The sequence below is a fragment of the Arthrobacter sp. E1SS-5 genome (genome assembly GCF_057073715.1).
The window spans coordinates 1,028,834-1,045,118 of record NZ_CP172703.1 but is presented as its reverse complement, the minus strand read 5'-3'; the positions used below and the strand labels follow the sequence as shown (position 1 = coordinate 1,045,118).

15 protein-coding genes are annotated in these 16,285 nt (G+C 66.8%); 7 read left to right on the top strand and 8 right to left on the bottom strand.

Annotated features, from left to right (window positions below):
• Positions 1-77: 77 nt before the first annotated feature.
• Positions 78-1,139 carry a glycerophosphodiester phosphodiesterase family protein gene (locus ACIGJD_RS04930; RefSeq protein ID WP_483688553.1) on the top strand — a complete coding sequence of 354 codons (1,062 nt, stop codon included), beginning with the start codon at positions 78-80 and terminating at the stop codon, positions 1,137-1,139.
• Between the two features lie 80 nt (positions 1,140-1,219).
• Here ACIGJD_RS04930 and ACIGJD_RS04925 read toward each other — a convergent pair whose 3' ends face one another.
• Complete coding sequence (locus tag ACIGJD_RS04925) at positions 1,220-3,250, bottom strand: glycosyl hydrolase family 28 protein (protein ID WP_483688552.1); 2,031 nt, start codon at positions 3,248-3,250, stop codon at positions 1,220-1,222.
• 243 nt (positions 3,251-3,493) lie between these two features.
• On the opposite strand from ACIGJD_RS04925, the gene ACIGJD_RS04920 reads away from it, so the two are divergent.
• Positions 3,494-4,264: a YoaK family protein gene (locus ACIGJD_RS04920; protein WP_483688551.1), complete on the top strand. Its 771-nt coding sequence runs from the start codon at positions 3,494-3,496 to the stop codon at positions 4,262-4,264.
• A gap of 8 nt (positions 4,265-4,272) precedes the next feature.
• Here ACIGJD_RS04920 and ACIGJD_RS04915 read toward each other — a convergent pair whose 3' ends face one another.
• The 4 genes from ACIGJD_RS04915 to ACIGJD_RS04900 all read right to left on the bottom strand — a co-directional run bounded on the left by ACIGJD_RS04915 (position 4,273) and on the right by ACIGJD_RS04900 (position 9,803).
• Positions 4,273-5,256 carry a prenyltransferase/squalene oxidase repeat-containing protein gene (locus ACIGJD_RS04915; protein ID WP_483688550.1) on the bottom strand — a complete coding sequence of 328 codons (984 nt, stop codon included), beginning with the start codon at positions 5,254-5,256 and terminating at the stop codon, positions 4,273-4,275.
• Positions 5,257-5,357: 101 nt separating this feature from the next.
• Complete coding sequence (locus ACIGJD_RS04910) at positions 5,358-6,215, bottom strand: GmrSD restriction endonuclease domain-containing protein (RefSeq protein WP_483688549.1); 858 nt, start codon at positions 6,213-6,215, stop codon at positions 5,358-5,360.
• 199 nt (positions 6,216-6,414) lie between these two features.
• On the bottom strand, positions 6,415-7,614 hold the full coding sequence (locus tag ACIGJD_RS04905; RefSeq protein WP_483688548.1) for an alkaline phosphatase family protein: 1,200 nt from the start codon (positions 7,612-7,614) through the stop codon (positions 6,415-6,417).
• A 128-nt stretch (positions 7,615-7,742) separates the two neighbouring features.
• Entirely contained in the window at positions 7,743-9,803 is a 2,061-nt protein-coding gene (locus ACIGJD_RS04900; RefSeq protein WP_483688547.1) for a phosphocholine-specific phospholipase C, read from the bottom strand.
• 226 nt (positions 9,804-10,029) lie between these two features.
• Here ACIGJD_RS04900 and ACIGJD_RS04895 point away from each other — a divergent pair, with 226 nt between their 5' ends.
• Positions 10,030-10,443 (top strand): DUF3592 domain-containing protein, encoded by a 414-nt coding sequence (locus ACIGJD_RS04895; RefSeq protein ID WP_483688546.1) that lies wholly within the window; start codon positions 10,030-10,032, stop codon positions 10,441-10,443.
• The gene (locus tag ACIGJD_RS04890) at positions 10,443-10,910 is read left to right on the top strand and encodes a hypothetical protein (protein WP_483688545.1); all 468 of its coding nucleotides are present in this window, start codon (positions 10,443-10,445) and stop codon (positions 10,908-10,910) included. The genes ACIGJD_RS04895 and ACIGJD_RS04890 overlap by 1 nt, the downstream gene beginning before the upstream one ends.
• A gap of 101 nt (positions 10,911-11,011) precedes the next feature.
• Here ACIGJD_RS04890 and ACIGJD_RS04885 read toward each other — a convergent pair whose 3' ends face one another.
• Positions 11,012-12,046, bottom strand: coding sequence for a TerC family protein (locus ACIGJD_RS04885; RefSeq protein WP_483688544.1), 1,035 nt, complete (start codon positions 12,044-12,046; stop codon positions 11,012-11,014).
• 219 nt (positions 12,047-12,265) lie between these two features.
• A complete protein-coding gene (locus ACIGJD_RS04880) occupies positions 12,266-13,135 on the bottom strand; it encodes a DUF1295 domain-containing protein (protein ID WP_483688543.1) in 870 nt (289 codons plus the stop codon).
• Between the two features lie 136 nt (positions 13,136-13,271).
• Between ACIGJD_RS04880 and ACIGJD_RS04875 the strand changes: the two genes are divergently transcribed.
• From ACIGJD_RS04875 to ACIGJD_RS04865, 3 genes are read left to right on the top strand one after another with little or no spacing between them, the layout of a single operon-like run.
• On the top strand, positions 13,272-13,730 hold the full coding sequence (locus ACIGJD_RS04875) for a MarR family winged helix-turn-helix transcriptional regulator (RefSeq protein ID WP_483688542.1): 459 nt from the start codon (positions 13,272-13,274) through the stop codon (positions 13,728-13,730).
• Positions 13,727-15,595 carry an AMP-dependent synthetase/ligase gene (locus ACIGJD_RS04870; protein WP_483688541.1) on the top strand — a complete coding sequence of 623 codons (1,869 nt, stop codon included), beginning with the start codon at positions 13,727-13,729 and terminating at the stop codon, positions 15,593-15,595. The genes ACIGJD_RS04875 and ACIGJD_RS04870 overlap by 4 nt, the downstream gene beginning before the upstream one ends.
• Positions 15,592-16,023, top strand: coding sequence for a DUF2177 family protein (locus ACIGJD_RS04865; protein WP_483688540.1), 432 nt, complete (start codon positions 15,592-15,594; stop codon positions 16,021-16,023). The genes ACIGJD_RS04870 and ACIGJD_RS04865 overlap by 4 nt, the downstream gene beginning before the upstream one ends.
• Positions 16,024-16,141: 118 nt before the next feature.
• On the opposite strand, the gene ACIGJD_RS04860 is transcribed toward ACIGJD_RS04865, so the two are convergent.
• Positions 16,142-16,285: an MFS transporter small subunit gene (locus tag ACIGJD_RS04860; protein WP_200830612.1), complete on the bottom strand. Its 144-nt coding sequence runs from the start codon at positions 16,283-16,285 to the stop codon at positions 16,142-16,144.

The window sequence follows — 16,285 nt, the reverse complement described above, 5'->3', positions numbered from 1 at the left end:
GCGCAACCTGCCCTCCCTAGCGTGGACGGGTCACCCGGCCCACCCGCCGGCCCCGCACCCCCTTTGGAGGAACACCCATGCGCCACGTCCTGACTGCCGCGGCAGCCGCCGCCCTCATCGCTTCCATGGCAAGTCCCGCCGTCGCAGCCGACGGCACCCAGGCCGGCACGCCGTCGTCGAACGCTGCCGGAACCGCCACCTCGGCCATCAAAACCAACGAGCGCAACGGCTCCTTCGACCTGCAAAGCCACCGCGGCGGCCGCGGCCAGTGGACCGAGGAGTCCCTGGCGGCGTTCGGCAACTCCCTGGCCCTGGGCGTCACCACCCTGGAGCTGGACACGCACCTGACCGAGGACGGCAAGGTGGTGGTCTGGCACGATGACACCATCCAGGCCAACAAGTGCATCGACACAGCCCCTGCCACCGCCGGCGACCCCGAATTCCCCTACGTGGGCCGGCGCGTCGCCGACCTGTCCCTGGCCCAGCTGAAGACACTCAACTGCGGCTTCAAGCAGCTGCCCGGGTTCCCGGAGCAGGACGTGATCGAGGGCAACCGGATCGCCGAGCTCAAAGACGTCTACCAGCTGGCCCGCGACCGCAAGGCGGACAAGGTCCGCTTCAACGTCGAAACCAAGGTCAACGACAGCGAGATCGGCGGCCCCGGCATGGAGTCGCTCACCCGCGCCGTCGTGGCGGAGATCGAGGCCTCCGGCATGGCCGACCGCACCACCCTGCAGTCCTTCGACTGGTCCTCGCTGAACCTGACCAGGCAGATTGCGCCGGACCTGACGCTCGTGGCGCTGTCCAGCGGCGATGCCTGGATGGGCGTTGGCAAGCCGGGCGCCAGCCCGAATCTGGGTGGCATCGACATCGACGACTACGACGGTTCCCTTCCCAAGGCGGCCGCCGCCCAGGGGTACGACGTCGTCTCCCCCACGTTCAGTTCGGTCACCCCCACGATGATCGCCGAGGCCCACGAACTGGGCCTGGCCGTCATCCCGTGGACCGTGAACACCACCGCCGACATGACGCGGCTGATGGACATGGGCGTGGACGGCATCATCACCGACTACCCCACCCGGCTGCGCACCGTCATGGAGGAACGCGGCCTGAAGCTGCCGAAGGCGTACCAGGGCTGAGCCCTTCCCGCCTCTTCTGGGCACACGGCCGACGGCGGCACTCAACGCTTGGGTGCCGCCGTCGGCCGTTCCGCTGCTGGCTATCCCGCCGGAAGCGCTGCTGGCGCGGGCACGGCGTCGCGGAAGCTGTTGCCGGTGGAGTACTTGTCGAACCTCCACGGGTTGGCGTTGTTGCGGACGCTCTGGAACGTCACGCCGTCGAAGACCGAATCGGTGAGGCCCTTGATGTTGGCCGGGTTGACGTTGCGAAACACCACGTCCTGGAAGGTGAACTTGCTGAGCGTAGCCGTTCCTGCACCCAGGGCGGGCCCGGCCTGGATGTCGATCACCGGCTTGCTGTCGGAGACGGCCATGCCGCAGGTCGGCGAGTTGTTGCCGTCCACGGACACGTTGCGGACAGTGACGTCCTTGAAGGTGGCGGAATCGGCGGCGATGTACCCACTGGGCGACTGGTTATAGCTGAGCGTCATGATGAACGCGCTGCTGCCCATGCACGCCATGGCGGTATCCCGGAACAGGAAGTTCCGCCCGCCGCCGGCCATGTCCGAGGTGCTCTTCATCCGCAGGCCACCGGTCTCCACCTTGTACATCACGTTGTCCTCGGCCAGGACGCGCTGCACCCATGCCGCGGTGTTGGAGCCCACCGCGATGCCGCCGTGGCCCATTCGCATGTAGTTGTTGAAAATCCAGACGTCCTCGCTCGGCCGGCCCTGCGCACCGTACTTACCCTGGCCGGCGGCGAAGTTGACCTGGTCGTCGCCGGTGTCGAAGAAGTTGTTGACCACAATGCCGTTGCTCGTCCCGCCGAATTCCAGGCCGTCGCCGTTGTTGGTGTTGAAGGTGGTGTGCCGCATCCCGTTGACGGTGGCATTGTTGCTGTCCAGGATCATCACGCCGTGGAACGCCGGATTGTCCGCCGTGACGCCCTCGAGGTAGAGATTTTCCACTCCCATGAACGTCATGAGGCTGGAGCGGTACTGGCCGTAGAGGACCGAATCCTCGAGCATGTCCGGCTTGTTGACGATGCCGGTCAGGGCGTCCGGGTTGTCCTTGGCGTTGCGGAACTGGTTGGCGGCGAGCAGGCCGTCGTCGAGTACCTTGCCGGCACTGCTGGCCACGTACTGCGGCAGCTCATTGCCGGCCTCGTCCACGATGGTTCCGGCGCTGGTCCGCTTCCAGCCGTTGCCGTCCACCACGCCCTTGCCCGTGATCCGGACATTGCTGGCCACTGCTCCTGGTTCGCGGCTTTCCTTGGACCTTCCGTTGTTGTCCGGGAGGACGTTAAGGAGCGACGGCGGCCGCAGGTAGTTCCGGTATTCGGCTTCCGTGGGCTGCGGGTCCGGCACGGGATAGAGGTAGTAGCCCTTCTCCAGCGGGTAGTCCTCTGGCCGGTCCGAGCCCAGCAGCCTTGCCCCCTCTTGAAGTTCCAGCGTCATGTTGGAGTGCAGGAAGAGCGCGCCCGTCCGAAAAGTGCCTTTGGGTACGACGACGGTACATCCCGGGGTGCGGCAGGTATCGATCGCTTTCTGGATGCCGGCGGTGTCCAGGGTGGTGCCGTCGCCTGTCGCTTTGTAGGCGGGGTCGGTGACGACGTTGATATGCCGTTTGGACGTGGTGGTGATGGTGATGGTTTCACTCGCCGGGGTTTCGGAGCCGTCGGCGCGAACGCCGGCAACGCTGAAGGTGTAGCTGGTGCGCGGCGACAGGCCCGTCACGGTAAAGTTGTGGGCCACGGTCCTGGCGTGGAATCCGTCTGTGTCCCTGGCCCGGAAGGCGTCAACGTATTCCTGCGCCGGAGAGTGCTGCCGTGCGTTGTCCTCTGCGGTACCGATCGGGGTGCCATTCCGGTAAACGCGATAGTCCACCAGGTCGCTGTACACATCCGGCTTGTTCCAGACCAGCAGCGTGGTGGTGTCATCCGTAGCTGCCGCGGGAACGCAGAGGTTTTGCGGGGCCCGGCCAGCGCCGGTCTCCAAGTGGACGCTGGTGCTGGAGCATACCGGGGAATCGCTGCTTGGCGGCGCCGCCGAGCCGGGAGCGGCGACCGCTGTCAGGGACGTCAAGCCGATGAGCGCAGCTGAGGCGGCGCCCAAAAGACGCCGAGCTTTCATTCGTGGGGTTCTGGAGACCTGCATGTCATCCTTTCCGGAGCACGACGATGAGCCCCGAACTGAGTAGGGAATTCGGTGAGACCTTCGCAAAGTAGACGCAGCGCCAACCCAAGAAAGCGCTTTCTCAGGCTAGGCTAGTGTGATCCGCTTCACCCCGTCAAGGACCGCACTGCCGTCTTGCGGGCACCTGCACAGCTCATACTGGAATCAACGTCACGGCACCTGACCATGAAAGGCACCCGCATGCCTGCCCGTTTCCTCCCCGCCCATCCGCCCACGCTGCACCTGGTGCTCATGCTGGTGCTGACGTTCTCCACCGGCGTTCTGGACGCGGTGGGCTACCTGGGCCTGGACCGGGTGTTCACGGCGAACATGACCGGCAACGTGGTGATCCTGGGCATGGCGCTGATGGGCGGCGACAACCTTCCGGTCCTCGGACCCGTCGTGGCCCTGGCCGGGTTCATGACCGGCGCCATGATCTCCGGGCGGGTCCTGCGGCCCAGCACGTCGGGCTGGAATCACCGCACCACCGTCCTGCTGGTGGGCGTCAGCTCGGTGATGGCGGTCGTGGCAATCCTGCTCCTCAGCGGCATGAACCCCAGGAGCAGCGAGGCGCTGACCGTCGCCATCACCGGCACGCTGGCGGTGGCCATGGGCCTGCAGGCGGCCACCGCGCGGCACCTCAACGTCAGGGACGTCCCCACCGTGGTGGTTACCTCGACCATCACCGGCCTGGCCGCAGATTCACGCCTGGGTGCCGGTACCCACCCATTCTGGGGCCGGCGGCTCGCGGCCATCGGACTCATCATGGCCGGCGCGGCGGTGGGCGCCGGGTTCGTGCAGCTTCATCTTGGGCTTGGGGTACTGCTGACCGCGCTGCTCACCCTTTGCGTCGCCCTGCTGGGCATGAGCGCCACGAAGAGGCATGCGCTCCGGCACTCGCAGGAGACGGCGACGTCGGCACCCGGCCGGGGTGCCGCCGTCGTAAACCCTGATTCCAAAACCGAACGGTAGCCGCCGGTCTACTGCTGAGGGGTCGCCACGTCCCACCAGTCCAGCACCCGCGTGGCGTGGAACGTCAGCCACTTGGACGGCTCACCTGGCGGCGCGTCGATCTCGAACCACACCCGCCCGGGCGGGCGGTACTCCTGAAGCCAGGTGCCGTCCGGCTGCCGGGCGTTGCGGAGCTGGCGGATGGCGTCGGCCAGTCGGGGGTCCGGGGCGGCACCGTCCTGCAGGGCTGCGGCCCGGAAGTAGTCCAGGGCATGCAGGCCGCTGTAGAACCACCGAAACGGATAAGCCAGCCGCGTCACCCACGGAGCCACCGGCTCGCCCGTGGTCAAGCGGTAGAGGAGCCGGCGATCCAGCAGGTACTCCTCACCGCCCTGCCGGGCGGCGCGCAGCTCATCCGAGGCACCTGTGGCCGCCTCATAGTAGAGCAGGCCCTTGAGCGAGTTGATCGTGGAGTGGACCGATGAGCGCTGCGACCCTTCCACCCATTCACAGTTCCAGCCGCCGTCGGGCAGCTGGTGTTCCACGAACCACTGCGCGATGCCCGCCACGTCCGCGCCGAGCCAGGCGCCGTTGGAGAGGGTGAACGCGTTGATGCAGCAGTCCACCTCGCCGTCCCAGTAAGGCAGGTCCTCGTACTCCCACCGGCTGTTGGCGGCAAGCTTTTCGGCTGTGCCGGCGAGCGCGGCCGGATCCAGGCCCCACTCCCTCAAGGCATTCAGGGACCAGGTGGTGGCGGTGTACGGCTGGCCGGCTCCCTCCGCGGCTTCGGGTCCGTTGAAGTCGAAGTCGGCGGGAAAGTAGGCGCCGCCGGCCCACTGCCCGTCCGGGTCCTGGCGCGACAGAAGCTGCGCGCCGAACCCCTCGGTCCGGATCCTGGCCCGGGTGGCCTCCCACCGCTCCGACGGGGCACCTGCCAGGTCACGCTCCACCTGCCACTTCAGGGCGGGGTCGGAGTCGAGCAGCCAGTTGAGCAGAGCTGGGTCCACGGCCATAGCGGGGAGCCTACCACCCGCGGGCCTCCCGGGCGCGGCGACCGGAGGCACCAAGGCCCAGTGCCGCCGTCGTTATTTCTAAAGCGGCTGTGAGGAATGGGTCAGCCCTCGCAGGCCACCCCGTCGCCGTCGCCGTCCAGCCCTGAGCGGTATCCGGGTGAACCTGCGTGAAGTGGGGCGGCCCCCGCAGCTACCGCCTCAGCGCAGTTGGCGTAGTAGACGGTGGTGGTGGCCGAGGCGTGTGCGACGGTGGCCGGTGCCGGCTGGCCCGGGCAGGTGGCGAGGACGCCGGCGATCGCGTCGTGCTCCGCCTGAGTCACCCACAGGCTGTACCGCGCCTTCACCGAGACCTGCCGCGCCACGTAGTCGCAGCGGAAGCCCTTGGCCGGCGGCAGCCAGGTGGCGGCGTCGCCGTCGCCCTTCTGCTGGTTGGTGGGCCCGTCCGTGGCCTGCAGGTTCAGCGGGTCGTTGGCGAACGCCGTCCGCTGCTCCGTGGTCAGCTGCTGGGCGCCCTTCTGCCAGGCGTCGCTGAGCGCCACCACGTGGTCGATCTGCACGGCGCTGCTGGTGGTGGTGCCGCGGACGAAGTCGATGACGGTGCCCGTGTAGGGATCCGCGAGCACGCCGGTCTTGACTGTGCAGGGGACGCTGTTGACGTAGGTGATGTCCGTCAGGTCCCGGTTGAGGATGTCGTTGCGGGTGTCGCAGCCGTTCTGGTCCACGTCTGCCCACGTTGGCCCGAACAGCGACCGCTCATACCCCGTCTTGGGCGCGCGGCCCTTCACCGGAAGGGTTTCCAGCAGGTCCGCCGCCTGGACTGTTGCCGTGGTGGTGCTGTCCGCTGCGACCGCCGGCAGGCTTGCGCCGAAGAGGGCCAGTAAGGCGGAGAGGACGACGGCGGCAGTCCAGCGGGTGCCGGACGCGGGCGTGGTCCTGGGCAAGGACGTGTGGCTGGACATGCAGTTTCCCCCGGGTTATGCACGAAAAGTTAGGGGCGTCAGCCCCCCATACCTGCTGACGCCAGAGAAAAGCCTAGCGGCGGCAATTCGCCCGAATCGCCGGTTCTACCGGAACTGGGCCAATCCTTCCCGACTCCTGCGCTTAAGCTGCGACGGCGGCTTCCAAGCCGTATGCCGCCGTCGTGAGCTCTGCTGGCGGTTAGGGGCGGAACAGGTTCTCGAAGGTGCCGGAGGTGATGGGTGAGCAGGTGTTTTCCAGGCAGCCCAAGTGCCACATGTGCTCAATGGTGGAGAGCAGGGTGTAGTGGTCCGAAAGCTGATCCGTTGTCTTCTTCGGACCCTCGGCCGAGTTGATCACAATGGCGGGGGCGTGGCCGCCGCCGAGGACTGCGCCGTTCTGGCCGACCGGGCTGCCGGGGCCGCCGGTGGAGCCCGAGTAGTCGTTCTCGTCCCAGGCCAGGACGATGCTGGACTTGGTCGTCTTCCAGGTTGCGGAGTCCATGATCTGTTGGACGGTCTGCTTGACGTAGTTGTCGCCGAGCTGGATCGCACCGTGGTCCAGGCCGGAGCCCGGGTACCCGCACTGGGGGATGCCCACAAGGGCGGCGCCCGACGGGGAGACGCCGTGCATGTCGTGGCACTGGTTCGGGCTGATCCACGTGAAGTTCGGCACGTTGCCGCTGGCCAGGTCAGCCTTCAGGTTGTTTTCCTGGGGCACGATGTTCTGCAGGCGCGGGCTGCCGGGGTAGTTGATGTCCGAGAAGTACATGAAGGGGTTGTGCTTCTGGGCGTACAGCTTCACCGTTGAGGAGCCGATGGTGGGCGCGTATTCAACCTGGGAACCGGGGCTGGGAAGGCTTTCCATGTAGGCCTTCCAGCTCAGGCCCTTGTCCTCAAGCTGGTCCACGATGTTCCTGCCGGAGAACATGTGCGGGGTGGATGCCGCGCTGGCCGCCTGGGCCTGGGTCAGGAGCCCGGTGGCCCCCGGGTCCTCGGAACCAGGGACGAACTCTTCCGGGGCGCAGGTCACATCGGCGCCGGCCTTGCAGTCGTCCCAGACGCCCTGCGAGCTTCCCGAAATGGCAGCCAGGTAGTTGGGCATGCTGGGGTGCGTCACGCCGTGGTAATTCGTGGCGATGTTGTAGCGCTGGGCCAGGTTGTTGATGAAGGGCGCGTCGGCGGTGTTGCCGATGACCTGGTCGTAACCGTGGTTCTCCATCATGATCACGAAGACGTGGTCGGGGCCGTTCTCCCCCTGCCCGCTGGCCTGGGCGGTTCCGCCCGACGTGGTCTGCGCGTCGGCAGGCACTGCGGCGCCGACGGCGGCGAGGCCAGTGATTGCGACGGCGGCAGCAAGCGCCAGGGCGCTTGTCCTCCGGCTCTTGAGTGCATTGGGCATGGCGAAATCCTTTCGGTGTGCGGGCGCAACGGAGCGTCCGGTTTCTCGGCGGTGCCGCAAAGTGGGTGCGAGTGGGTGGCAGGGCCGGCCGGCGACAGCGTCCGGTCCTGCCACCAGTTCCGGCCGGGCTATTGGCCGAGCTGGGGGTCGCTGGTCAGCGGGCCGCCGTTTTCGAGGCGGCCGGCCAGGACACGGACGAGCTTGGGGTCAGCGGCGGAGGTGACTGTGAGGTCGTACCAGCCGCCCGGCGTCGGGATGACGACGGTCTTTGCCTGTCCGGGATTGAGGGAAAGCGTCTGCGAACCCGAGCCGTACGCGTCCTTCAGGGTGAGGGCTGCGCCGGTGGTGCCGCCGTTCTCGATCCGGAACTGCGCGTGCGGGGCCTTGCCGTCAGCGGTGACGGACACGCGGATGTCCGCGGCCGCCGTCGTCCCCGCAAGCCGGCGGAACCACCCAGCCGGGCCGTGCATCTGCACGTCGTACTCGGCACCCAGCGCCCACGAAGCATCCAGTGAGGCACCTGCGCCGATGGTGTAGGAGTACGGACCGGCCGGGAGCAGGCTCGACCGGACCTGCACGTGTGCGCCCAGCGTGCCCCGGTTTACCCACCTGCCGGTGAGCTGGCCTGAGGCGATTTTGGTTTCGAGGTCCAGGGCGTAGCCCAGCGGTCGGGACGGGCGGGTGCCCTTCTCCTGCGCGGGCATCGAGTTCATGGCCGGAGGCGTCGGAATGTAGCTCGGGTGGCGCTCTTGGTCGGCCGGCTTATAGGCCGAGGTGTCCGGCAGCGCAGGCGCCGCTCCCCCGGCCTTGGAGAATTCGAACGCGCTCGTAAGGTCCCCGCTGACCGCCCGGCGCCAGGCAGTGATGTTCGGTGACGCCACCCCGAACCGGGCTTCGAGGAACCGGACAATCGAGGTGTGGTCGAAGGTTTCAGAGCAGACCCAGCCGCCCATGCTCCACGGGGAAAGGACGATCATGGGCACGCGCACGCCCAGGCCGAAGTGACCGGGGACGTCCTTGTCGCCGAAGTACGTGGGGCTGCCGTCGTACCATTCACCGGCAGTGGAGACCGTGGAGGCGCCCGGAATCTGCGGGGTGTTCGGGTGCGGCGGGACGATGTGGTCGAAGAAGCCGTCGTTCTCGTCGTACATGAACAGGACGGCCGTCTTGCTCCACACGTCGGCTGAGGAGGTGAGGATGTCAAGGATGTTGGCCGCATACCAGGCGCCAAAGTTCGGCGGCCAGTTTGAATGCTCGGAGTAGGCCTCGGGGGCCACGATGTAGGAGACCTGGGGAAGGTTGCCCGACTTTACGTCCTGGCGGAGGATGCTGAAGAGGTCATCGCCGGCCTTGGCGTTGGTACCGGTCCGCGCCTTCTCATACAGCGGGCTTCCGGGTTTCGCGTCCTGGTACTGCTTGAAGTACAGGAGCGAGTTGTCCCCGTAATTGCCGATGTACGCGTCCTTGGTCCAGCCTTCGTAGTGTGCCGGGTCAAGGCCTTCCCCGACGTCCTGGTAAACCTTCCAGCTCACCCCGGCCTTCTCAAGCTCCTCGGGGTAGGTGCTCCACCAGTAGCCCTTCTCGCTGTTCCAGAGGTCCGGGCCGCCGCCCTTGCGGTCCGGGTCGCCGCCGCCGGTGAACATGAAGTACCGGTTCGGGTCGGTCGGGCCCAGGACGGAGCAGTGGTACTGGTCGCAGACCGTGAAGGCGTCAGCGAGGGCGAAGTGGAAGGGAATGTCCTGGCGTCCGTAGAACGCCATGGTGGCGTCCGTCTTCTCCGGGAGCCACTTGTCGTACTTGCCGTCATTAAAGGCCTCCTGCGTGAGTTTCCACGAGTGATCCAGGTCCTCCATGAACTGCATGCCCAGGTTGGGCGCGTCCGGGTGGAACGGCGTAACCTCCCGCGTGGCGTTCGCCTGGTGGAAGGCGTCCTTGCCCGAGGGCAAGAGGGCAGGATGCGGGTCCGAGAATCCCCGCACGCCCTTCAGCGTGCCGAAGTAGTGGTCAAAGGCACGGTTCTCCTGCATGAAGATCACCACGTGCTCAATGTCCTTGATGGACCCGGTGGCGCGGTTGGCCGGGATTTCCGCCGCCCGTGCAATGCTCTGGCCCAGCATCTGTGACATAGCGGTACCGGCGGCCCCGGCGGCGGAAAATTGGAGAAAACGACGGCGGTTGAGACCTGCCATGAGGACGCTCCTAATGCGTTGGCTTTTGATGTCCCCCGCCGGAGACTCTGCCAGCGCACGGTTACACCTCCATGTACCCGGGCTGAACAATAAGCAGCCTTCCGGGCACGGGCGGGATTTCGCTTCGCCGCACTGGACTTGGGGCAGAATGGCCGGTGTGAGCACACCGGGAGCACCCATAATGAGACCAGCGAAAAGACGCAGAGGCCGCCTTGGCACTTTGGCGGTGGTCCTGATCGTATTGCTCGTCGGTCCCGGCCTGATGGTGGCGGGGACCGTCATGATCGATGCTGATGCCGAACTGGCCCGCACCGGGGTGCAGAGCGCCGGCACCGTCACGGACTTCAATGACACCCAGCGCGCCTCCAACCGGGACATCAAAGTCCGCTACACCTCCTTGGACGGGATTGAGCACGTTGTGTCGGCAAGCGTCGACCACGACCAGCACCCGACGGTCGGCGACTCCGTCACCGTGGCCTATGACAGCCAGCAGCCATCCCGCGCCGTGGTGCTGGGCTTTGAAAGCGGCGGAGTAACCCTGCGCGGAGTTGGAACGGTCCTGACCCTCGTGGCGACAGGCATAGGGCTGATCGCCCTCGTCACCAGGGTGTCCAGAAAACGCAGGACAGGGCGCAGCTGATGTCACAAGCAGGAAGGGACTGGATGCAGGCGTACGGAATGCCGCCGAAAAAGCACAAGGTGTGGCCATGGGTGGTGGGCGGAGCGGCCATCGTGGTGCTCTGCATTGGAATCATGGTGGTATCGCTGATGCCGATGATCAACGGAGGTCCGGGCCGTGAAACGGCACGGATCGAGGAGATGGTCTCCATCGCGGATGGAATCCCCACCGGAGACGGCTGGGAGGTGACTGCGGCAAGCGATCCGAAGAACGATCCCGGATGTATCCCGCTGGAGAACCCCTGCCACAGCCTGGGCAGGACCTGGTCGACCCCGGTGCAGGTCACCGTGGACGACCTGCGTGCTTCGACCGGCTACAGCCTCAAGACATTCGCCAACCCGGACTGTGCCTTCGGGACAGTGCATGAGAACCTCAACATCTCACTCTGCGTCCGCTCCTATGAAGTGGTCCTCCGCATGCACGACTAGTCACCCTTTCGTGCGACCCCTGACCAGTTCAGGAGACGCCGACGGCGGCACCCAACCCGAGTGCCGCCGTCGTCCGTCCGGCCGGACAGCCAGCCCGCCGGCTAGCGGGGCGTGCCCGCCGTGGAATCCGCGTCCTCCTGTGTCACCTCACCGTGCGCGGCCCCGCCGCCGCCGAGCCCGCCGCGGGTCTTGGCCAGGCTGGCCACCGTGGCAACGAGGATGGTTGCGCCGATGAAGAGCAGCGAGAGCCAGATGGGAATTTCTGGCACCCAGAGGAGCGGCTGGCCGCCGTTGATAAAGGGCAGCTCGTTGACGTGCAGGGCGTGGAAGAGCAGCTTCACGCCGATGAACGCGAGGATCACGGCCAGCCCCTGGGCCAGGTAGACCAGCCGTTCCAGCAGTCCGCCGATGAGGAAGAACAGCTGCCGCAGACCCATCAGGGCGAAGGCGTTGGCGGTGAAGACGATGTACGCTTCGCTGGTCAGGCCGTAGATCGCGGGGATCGAGTCGACGGCGAAGACCAGGTCCACGAAGCCGATGGCGATGATGGTGAGCAGCATGGGCGTCACGTAGCGCTTGCCGTCCAGGTTCACGGTGAGCCGGTCCCGGTGGTACTCCGGGGTGACCGGCAGGACGCGCCGGACCAGTTTCATGAACTTGCCGTCGGCCGGGTTGGCGTCGTGGCCGCCGAACGCCTGCTTGTATGCGAGGAAGAGCAGCAGGGCACCGAAGATGTAGAACACCCAGGAAAAGTTCTCGATCAGCGTGGCGCCGATGGCGATAAACCCGCCGCGCAGGATGAGGGCGATGATGATGCCCACCATCAGCACCTTCTGCTGGTACTTCTTGGGCACGGCGAACCCTGTCATCACGATGAGGAAGACGAACAGGTTGTCCACCGAGAGTGCCTTCTCGGTGAGGTAGCCGGCGAAGTACTCGCCACCGAACGTCCAGCCCGAGACCACGCCGATCCCGACGCCGAACACCAGCGCAAGCCCGATGTAGAACGCCGACCAGCGGGCGGACTCGCCAATGGACGGTTCGTGGGGTTTGCGGACGTGGGCGAAGAACTCGTAAACGAAGAACAGGATTGTCACGGCAATGGTGATGATCCAGATGAGCGGTGTGACCTGCATGTGGGTACTCCAAAGGGGTTGGCGCTGATATGTACGCCAAGGTCTCCTCCGCCCGGTGGAACCGGAGCCGCTGGCCCGGGATGCTTCGCTGCATCCGTATTGACGGGCCATGCACAGTCGGGAGTACTCCCCTTGATGGGTTAAATCGTACCTGAACAACGGGCGACGGCGGCACCCGGTTCCGGAGGCCGCCGTCGTCGATCCCTGCTTGGGCAAGCCCTACTTCAGTTTTGGCACCAGCACCGGCGTGTTCTTCTTGTACGCCTCGTAGTCGGCCTGGCCGCCCCACTTCCTGTCCGCCTTCTTCTCCAGGGGCGGCACCCCGCTGCCCTTGATCAGCAGCAGGGCCACGAACACCGGGGAGACCAGCGCCGCCCATTGCCAGCCCTGCAGTACGGGCAGGGCGATGATGGCTACGCCCACCCACAGGGTGATCTCACCGAAGTAGTTGGGGTGGCGGGACTTGGACCACAGGCCGGCGCTGATGAAGCGGCCCTTGTTGGCGGGATCGTCCTTGAAGCGGGTCTTCTGCAGGTCCGCCACGGTTTCGATGGTGATGCCAACAGCCCACACCAGCAGGCCCACCCAGAAGAACCAGTCCAGGCCCACCTTCTGGTCCGAGGTGATGGCCACCCACGCGAGTGCCGCGGTGAGGACCACCCACAGGCCCTGGATGGTCCACGTGTTCAGGAAGCGGAAAAAGTCGGGCTTGAGCTCATCGAACCGGTCGTCCTTGCCGTGCTTGCGGATCCGCAGGAATAGAAAGCTGCCCAGCCGCGCGGCCCACAGCACCACCATGGCCGCCAGCAGCATCCCGCGCGCGTCCACCCCCGGGGACGCCGCTACCAGGAACACCGTGATGGAGATGTACGTCAGGGCGCCGGTGAGATCGTAGAACTTCTCCGTCTGCGCCTTGAAGGACGGGATGAACACCAGCCACTGGATCACGAACGCGATGGCAACTCCCATAGCGAAGACGGGCAACCCGCCGATCCTGGAGCCGCCCTGGCTTCCTGCGAGGGCGATGAGCACCGCCACCACCACGGCGATAACGGTACTGATGAGGGCCTTGCGGCTCTTGTCGTTCACGGACAGGTTCCTTTCCCCTGGCCGGCCGCGCGCTGCTGCACGGTCGGTCCCAAATACTCCTGCTAGTCTTTCTTGTATTCAAATAAATTTGATGACTAGAGGACAATAACTACTATAAGCCTGCTGAGGAGGAACCATGACTCCGCCGTACCACCCCGCCGCGTTCGCGCTGCAGGCTTTGTTCGACCTCGCCAACGAAACCGAGCGGGAAGTGGCCCGCTGCCTGCAGCTGAACCTCACCGACTACCGCGCCCTCTCGGCGCTGGCCCAGTCCGGCCCGGTCACCGTGGGCACGCTTGCCGAAAAACTGGGCGCCACCGCTGCCACCACCACCGCCATCGTGGGCCGGTTGGAAGCGCGCGGCTACGCCGAACGGCTCCGATCGGAGGAGGACCGGCGGCACGTGCACGTCAACGCCACCCCCGCCGCCACCAAGGACATCATGGGCCTGATGCGCCCCCTCATGGACGCCACCAACCAGCACATCGAAGCTCTCCCCCGCGCCCGGCAGGACGCCGTCGAAGACTTCCTCAACGTTGCGCTGAATCTCATGCAGGACCACCTGCACTCCCTTTCCGAGAAGGACACCCCTTGAGAGAGTTCACCTCCCCGCCGCTGGCCGACCTTTCCGGACACCGGAACGCCACGGACTTGCTGATGCAGCGCTTCCGCACCTCCCCGGACCACATCGCCTTCGAGGTCCGGGCAGGCGGGGCCCCCGTCACCGACCCCTGGCGGCAGGTGACCACGGGGCAGTTCGTGGACGAGGTCCGGGCCCTGGCCAAGGGCCTGATCGCCGCCGGCCTGGAGCCCGGCGACCCGGTGGCCATCATGTCCCCCACCCGGTACGAATGGGCGGTGGCGGACATGGCAGCCTGGTTCGCCGCCGCCGTCGTGGTTCCCATCTACGAAACCTCCGCCCAGCCGCAGGTGACCGCCGTCCTGGAAGATGCCGCCGTCCGGCTGGCCATCGCCGGCACCGCCGCGCATGCCTCCCTGCTGGAACAGGGATTCGCCGGTGCGGGCATGGCGCACCTGGGCGTCTGGACCATGGATCCCCGACCGGGCGCCGACCTGGCAGCCCTGGTCCAGCGCGGCGCGGACGTGCCGGACGGCGACGTGGAGGAACGCCGCCTGCTGCACGACCTCGATTCGGTGGCCACCATCGTCTACACCTCCGGCACCACTGCGGCCCCAAAGGGTGCCCTGATCACGCACCGCAACTTCGTGGGCCAGATCCTCAACGTGGGCGCCGCCTACACCAGCGTGGTCCGCGAGGGCGGCAACACCATCATCTTCCTGCCCATGGCGCACGTCCTGGCCCGCGGCCTGCAGCTGATCTGCCTGGCCAACGGCATGCGCATCGCCCACCTGTCCGACCCCCGTGACGTGGTCCCCGCCCTCGGCGCACTTCGACCCACATTCCTGGTGGTGGTGCCCCGCGTCCTGCAGAAGATCCAGGCCTCCGCTGCCGCCGCGGCCGCCCGGAAGAACCTCGGGCGGGTGTGGGCGTTGGCGCAGCGCACGGCCGTGGAGTGGGGCAGGTTCGCGGAAGCGCACGACGCCGACGCCTCCCTGCGTCCCGCACTTGGGTTGCGTGCGCGGCGGGCCCTGTTCGACCGGCTTTTCTACGCCCGCCTCCGCGCGCTGGTGGGTGGCCGGCTGGACTGCCTGCTCTCAGGCGCCGGGGCGTTGGACGCCGAACTCTCCCTGTTCTTCCGCGGCCTGGGCCTGCCGGTCATCGAAGGCTACGGACTCACCGAAACCACCGCCCCGCTCACCGGCAACCTGCCCGGCGCCATCCGCTCCGGGTCGGTCGGTGTACCGATGCCCGGCACCACCGTGCGGATCTCGGAGCAGGGCGAGGTGCTGGCCCGCGGGGTGGGCGTCTTCGCCGGCTACCGCCGTGCGTCCGACAATGCCAATGCTTTCGTGGACGGGTTCTTCCGCACCGGCGACCTGGGGTCGCTGGACCCGGACGGCCAGCTCACGCTCAAGGGCCGGATCAAGGACGTGATCGTCACCGCCGGCGGCAAGACCGTGGCCCCCGCCATCTGGGAAGGCCTGGTGGAGGGCGATCCGCTGGTGGCACACGCCGTCATGGTGGGCGAGGGCAAGCCCTACCTGGGCGGGCTGGTGCTGCTGGACCTCGAGTCCGTGGCAGCCTGGGCCCAGCGCGAAGGCATCGCCGACCTCGCCGGGCTGCGGATCCCCGAGGACGGCAGTGCGGTCCAGGTTGAGGATGAGCGGCTGCTGGGGATGGTGGGCAAAGTGGTCACTGCCGCGAACGCCCGGCTGGCCCGGTCGGAACAGGTGCGCAAATTCGTGCTGCTGCTGGCCGACCTCAGCGAGTCCCACGGCATGGTCACCCCCACCATGAAGCTCAAACGAGCCGTCTTCACCGATCGCGCCCGCCACTTCGTGGAAAACCTCTACACCGACGCAAGGAGCAGAGCATGAGCCCCCGCACCAGGAACTGGCTGACCGCCTACTTTGTCACGGCCCTGATCTTCGCCGTGCTGGACGTCGCGTGGATCCTGCTGGTGGCCAACCCGCTGTACCAGAGCCAGATCGGCGGGCTGCTGGCGCCCAAGGCCAACCTGCTGGGCGCTGTGCTGTTCTACGCCATCTTCGTGGCCGGGATCGTGCACTACGGCGTCCGGCCCAACGCTGCGGATGTCTCGCTGCGGCAGCGGGTCACGGGTGCCGCGTTGTTCGGGTTCTTCACCTACGCCACCTGGGCGCTGACCGGGTTCGCCGTGCTGAAGGACTTCACCGCGCTGGTGGCCGTGACGGACATCCTCTGGGGCGCGGCGGCCTGCAGCCTGGTCACGTGGGTGACCGCAACGGTCCTGCGCCGGCGGACTACGAAACCTGCGGCTGCCTGATGGGGCCATACGCACAAACTGGCCCAGTTTTCAGGGCCGAACCGCGGTAACTCAACGGTCCCGCGGACGTTGTCCCTGAAAACTGGGCCAGTGTGATGTGCCAGGCAAGCTTGGCGGGCTATCCGAACAGCGCAGCCACCTGCGTCAGCGTCTGGAAAACGCCGTAGGCCAGCGGGATCCCCACCAGGACCCAGCCCAGGACCAGCCTGCCGGTGGACCGCTTGACGGGCTGGGCGTCGGGGGTGTGTGCAGTGCTGCTCAT

Excerpts from the sequence above, each read along its gene's own strand:
- ACIGJD_RS04930 (WP_483688553.1), top strand. The coding sequence starts at position 78 with ATGCGCCACGTCCTGACTGCCGCGGCAGCCGCCGCCCTCATCGCTTCC.
- ACIGJD_RS04925 (WP_483688552.1), bottom strand. The coding sequence starts at position 3,250 with ATGAAAGCTCGGCGTCTTTTGGGCGCCGCCTCAGCTGCGCTCATCGGC.
- ACIGJD_RS04920 (WP_483688551.1), top strand. The coding sequence starts at position 3,494 with ATGCCTGCCCGTTTCCTCCCCGCCCATCCGCCCACGCTGCACCTGGTG.
- ACIGJD_RS04915 (WP_483688550.1), bottom strand. The coding sequence starts at position 5,256 with ATGGCCGTGGACCCAGCTCTGCTCAACTGGCTGCTCGACTCCGACCCC.
- ACIGJD_RS04910 (WP_483688549.1), bottom strand. The coding sequence starts at position 6,215 with ATGTCCAGCCACACGTCCTTGCCCAGGACCACGCCCGCGTCCGGCACC.
- ACIGJD_RS04905 (WP_483688548.1), bottom strand. The coding sequence starts at position 7,614 with ATGCCCAATGCACTCAAGAGCCGGAGGACAAGCGCCCTGGCGCTTGCT.
- ACIGJD_RS04900 (WP_483688547.1), bottom strand. The coding sequence starts at position 9,803 with ATGGCAGGTCTCAACCGCCGTCGTTTTCTCCAATTTTCCGCCGCCGGG.
- ACIGJD_RS04890 (WP_483688545.1), top strand. The coding sequence starts at position 10,443 with ATGTCACAAGCAGGAAGGGACTGGATGCAGGCGTACGGAATGCCGCCG.
- ACIGJD_RS04885 (WP_483688544.1), bottom strand. The coding sequence starts at position 12,046 with ATGCAGGTCACACCGCTCATCTGGATCATCACCATTGCCGTGACAATC.
- ACIGJD_RS04875 (WP_483688542.1), top strand. The coding sequence starts at position 13,272 with ATGACTCCGCCGTACCACCCCGCCGCGTTCGCGCTGCAGGCTTTGTTC.
- ACIGJD_RS04865 (WP_483688540.1), top strand. The coding sequence starts at position 15,592 with ATGAGCCCCCGCACCAGGAACTGGCTGACCGCCTACTTTGTCACGGCC.
- ACIGJD_RS04860 (WP_200830612.1), bottom strand. The coding sequence starts at position 16,285 with ATGAGCAGCACTGCACACACCCCCGACGCCCAGCCCGTCAAGCGGTCC.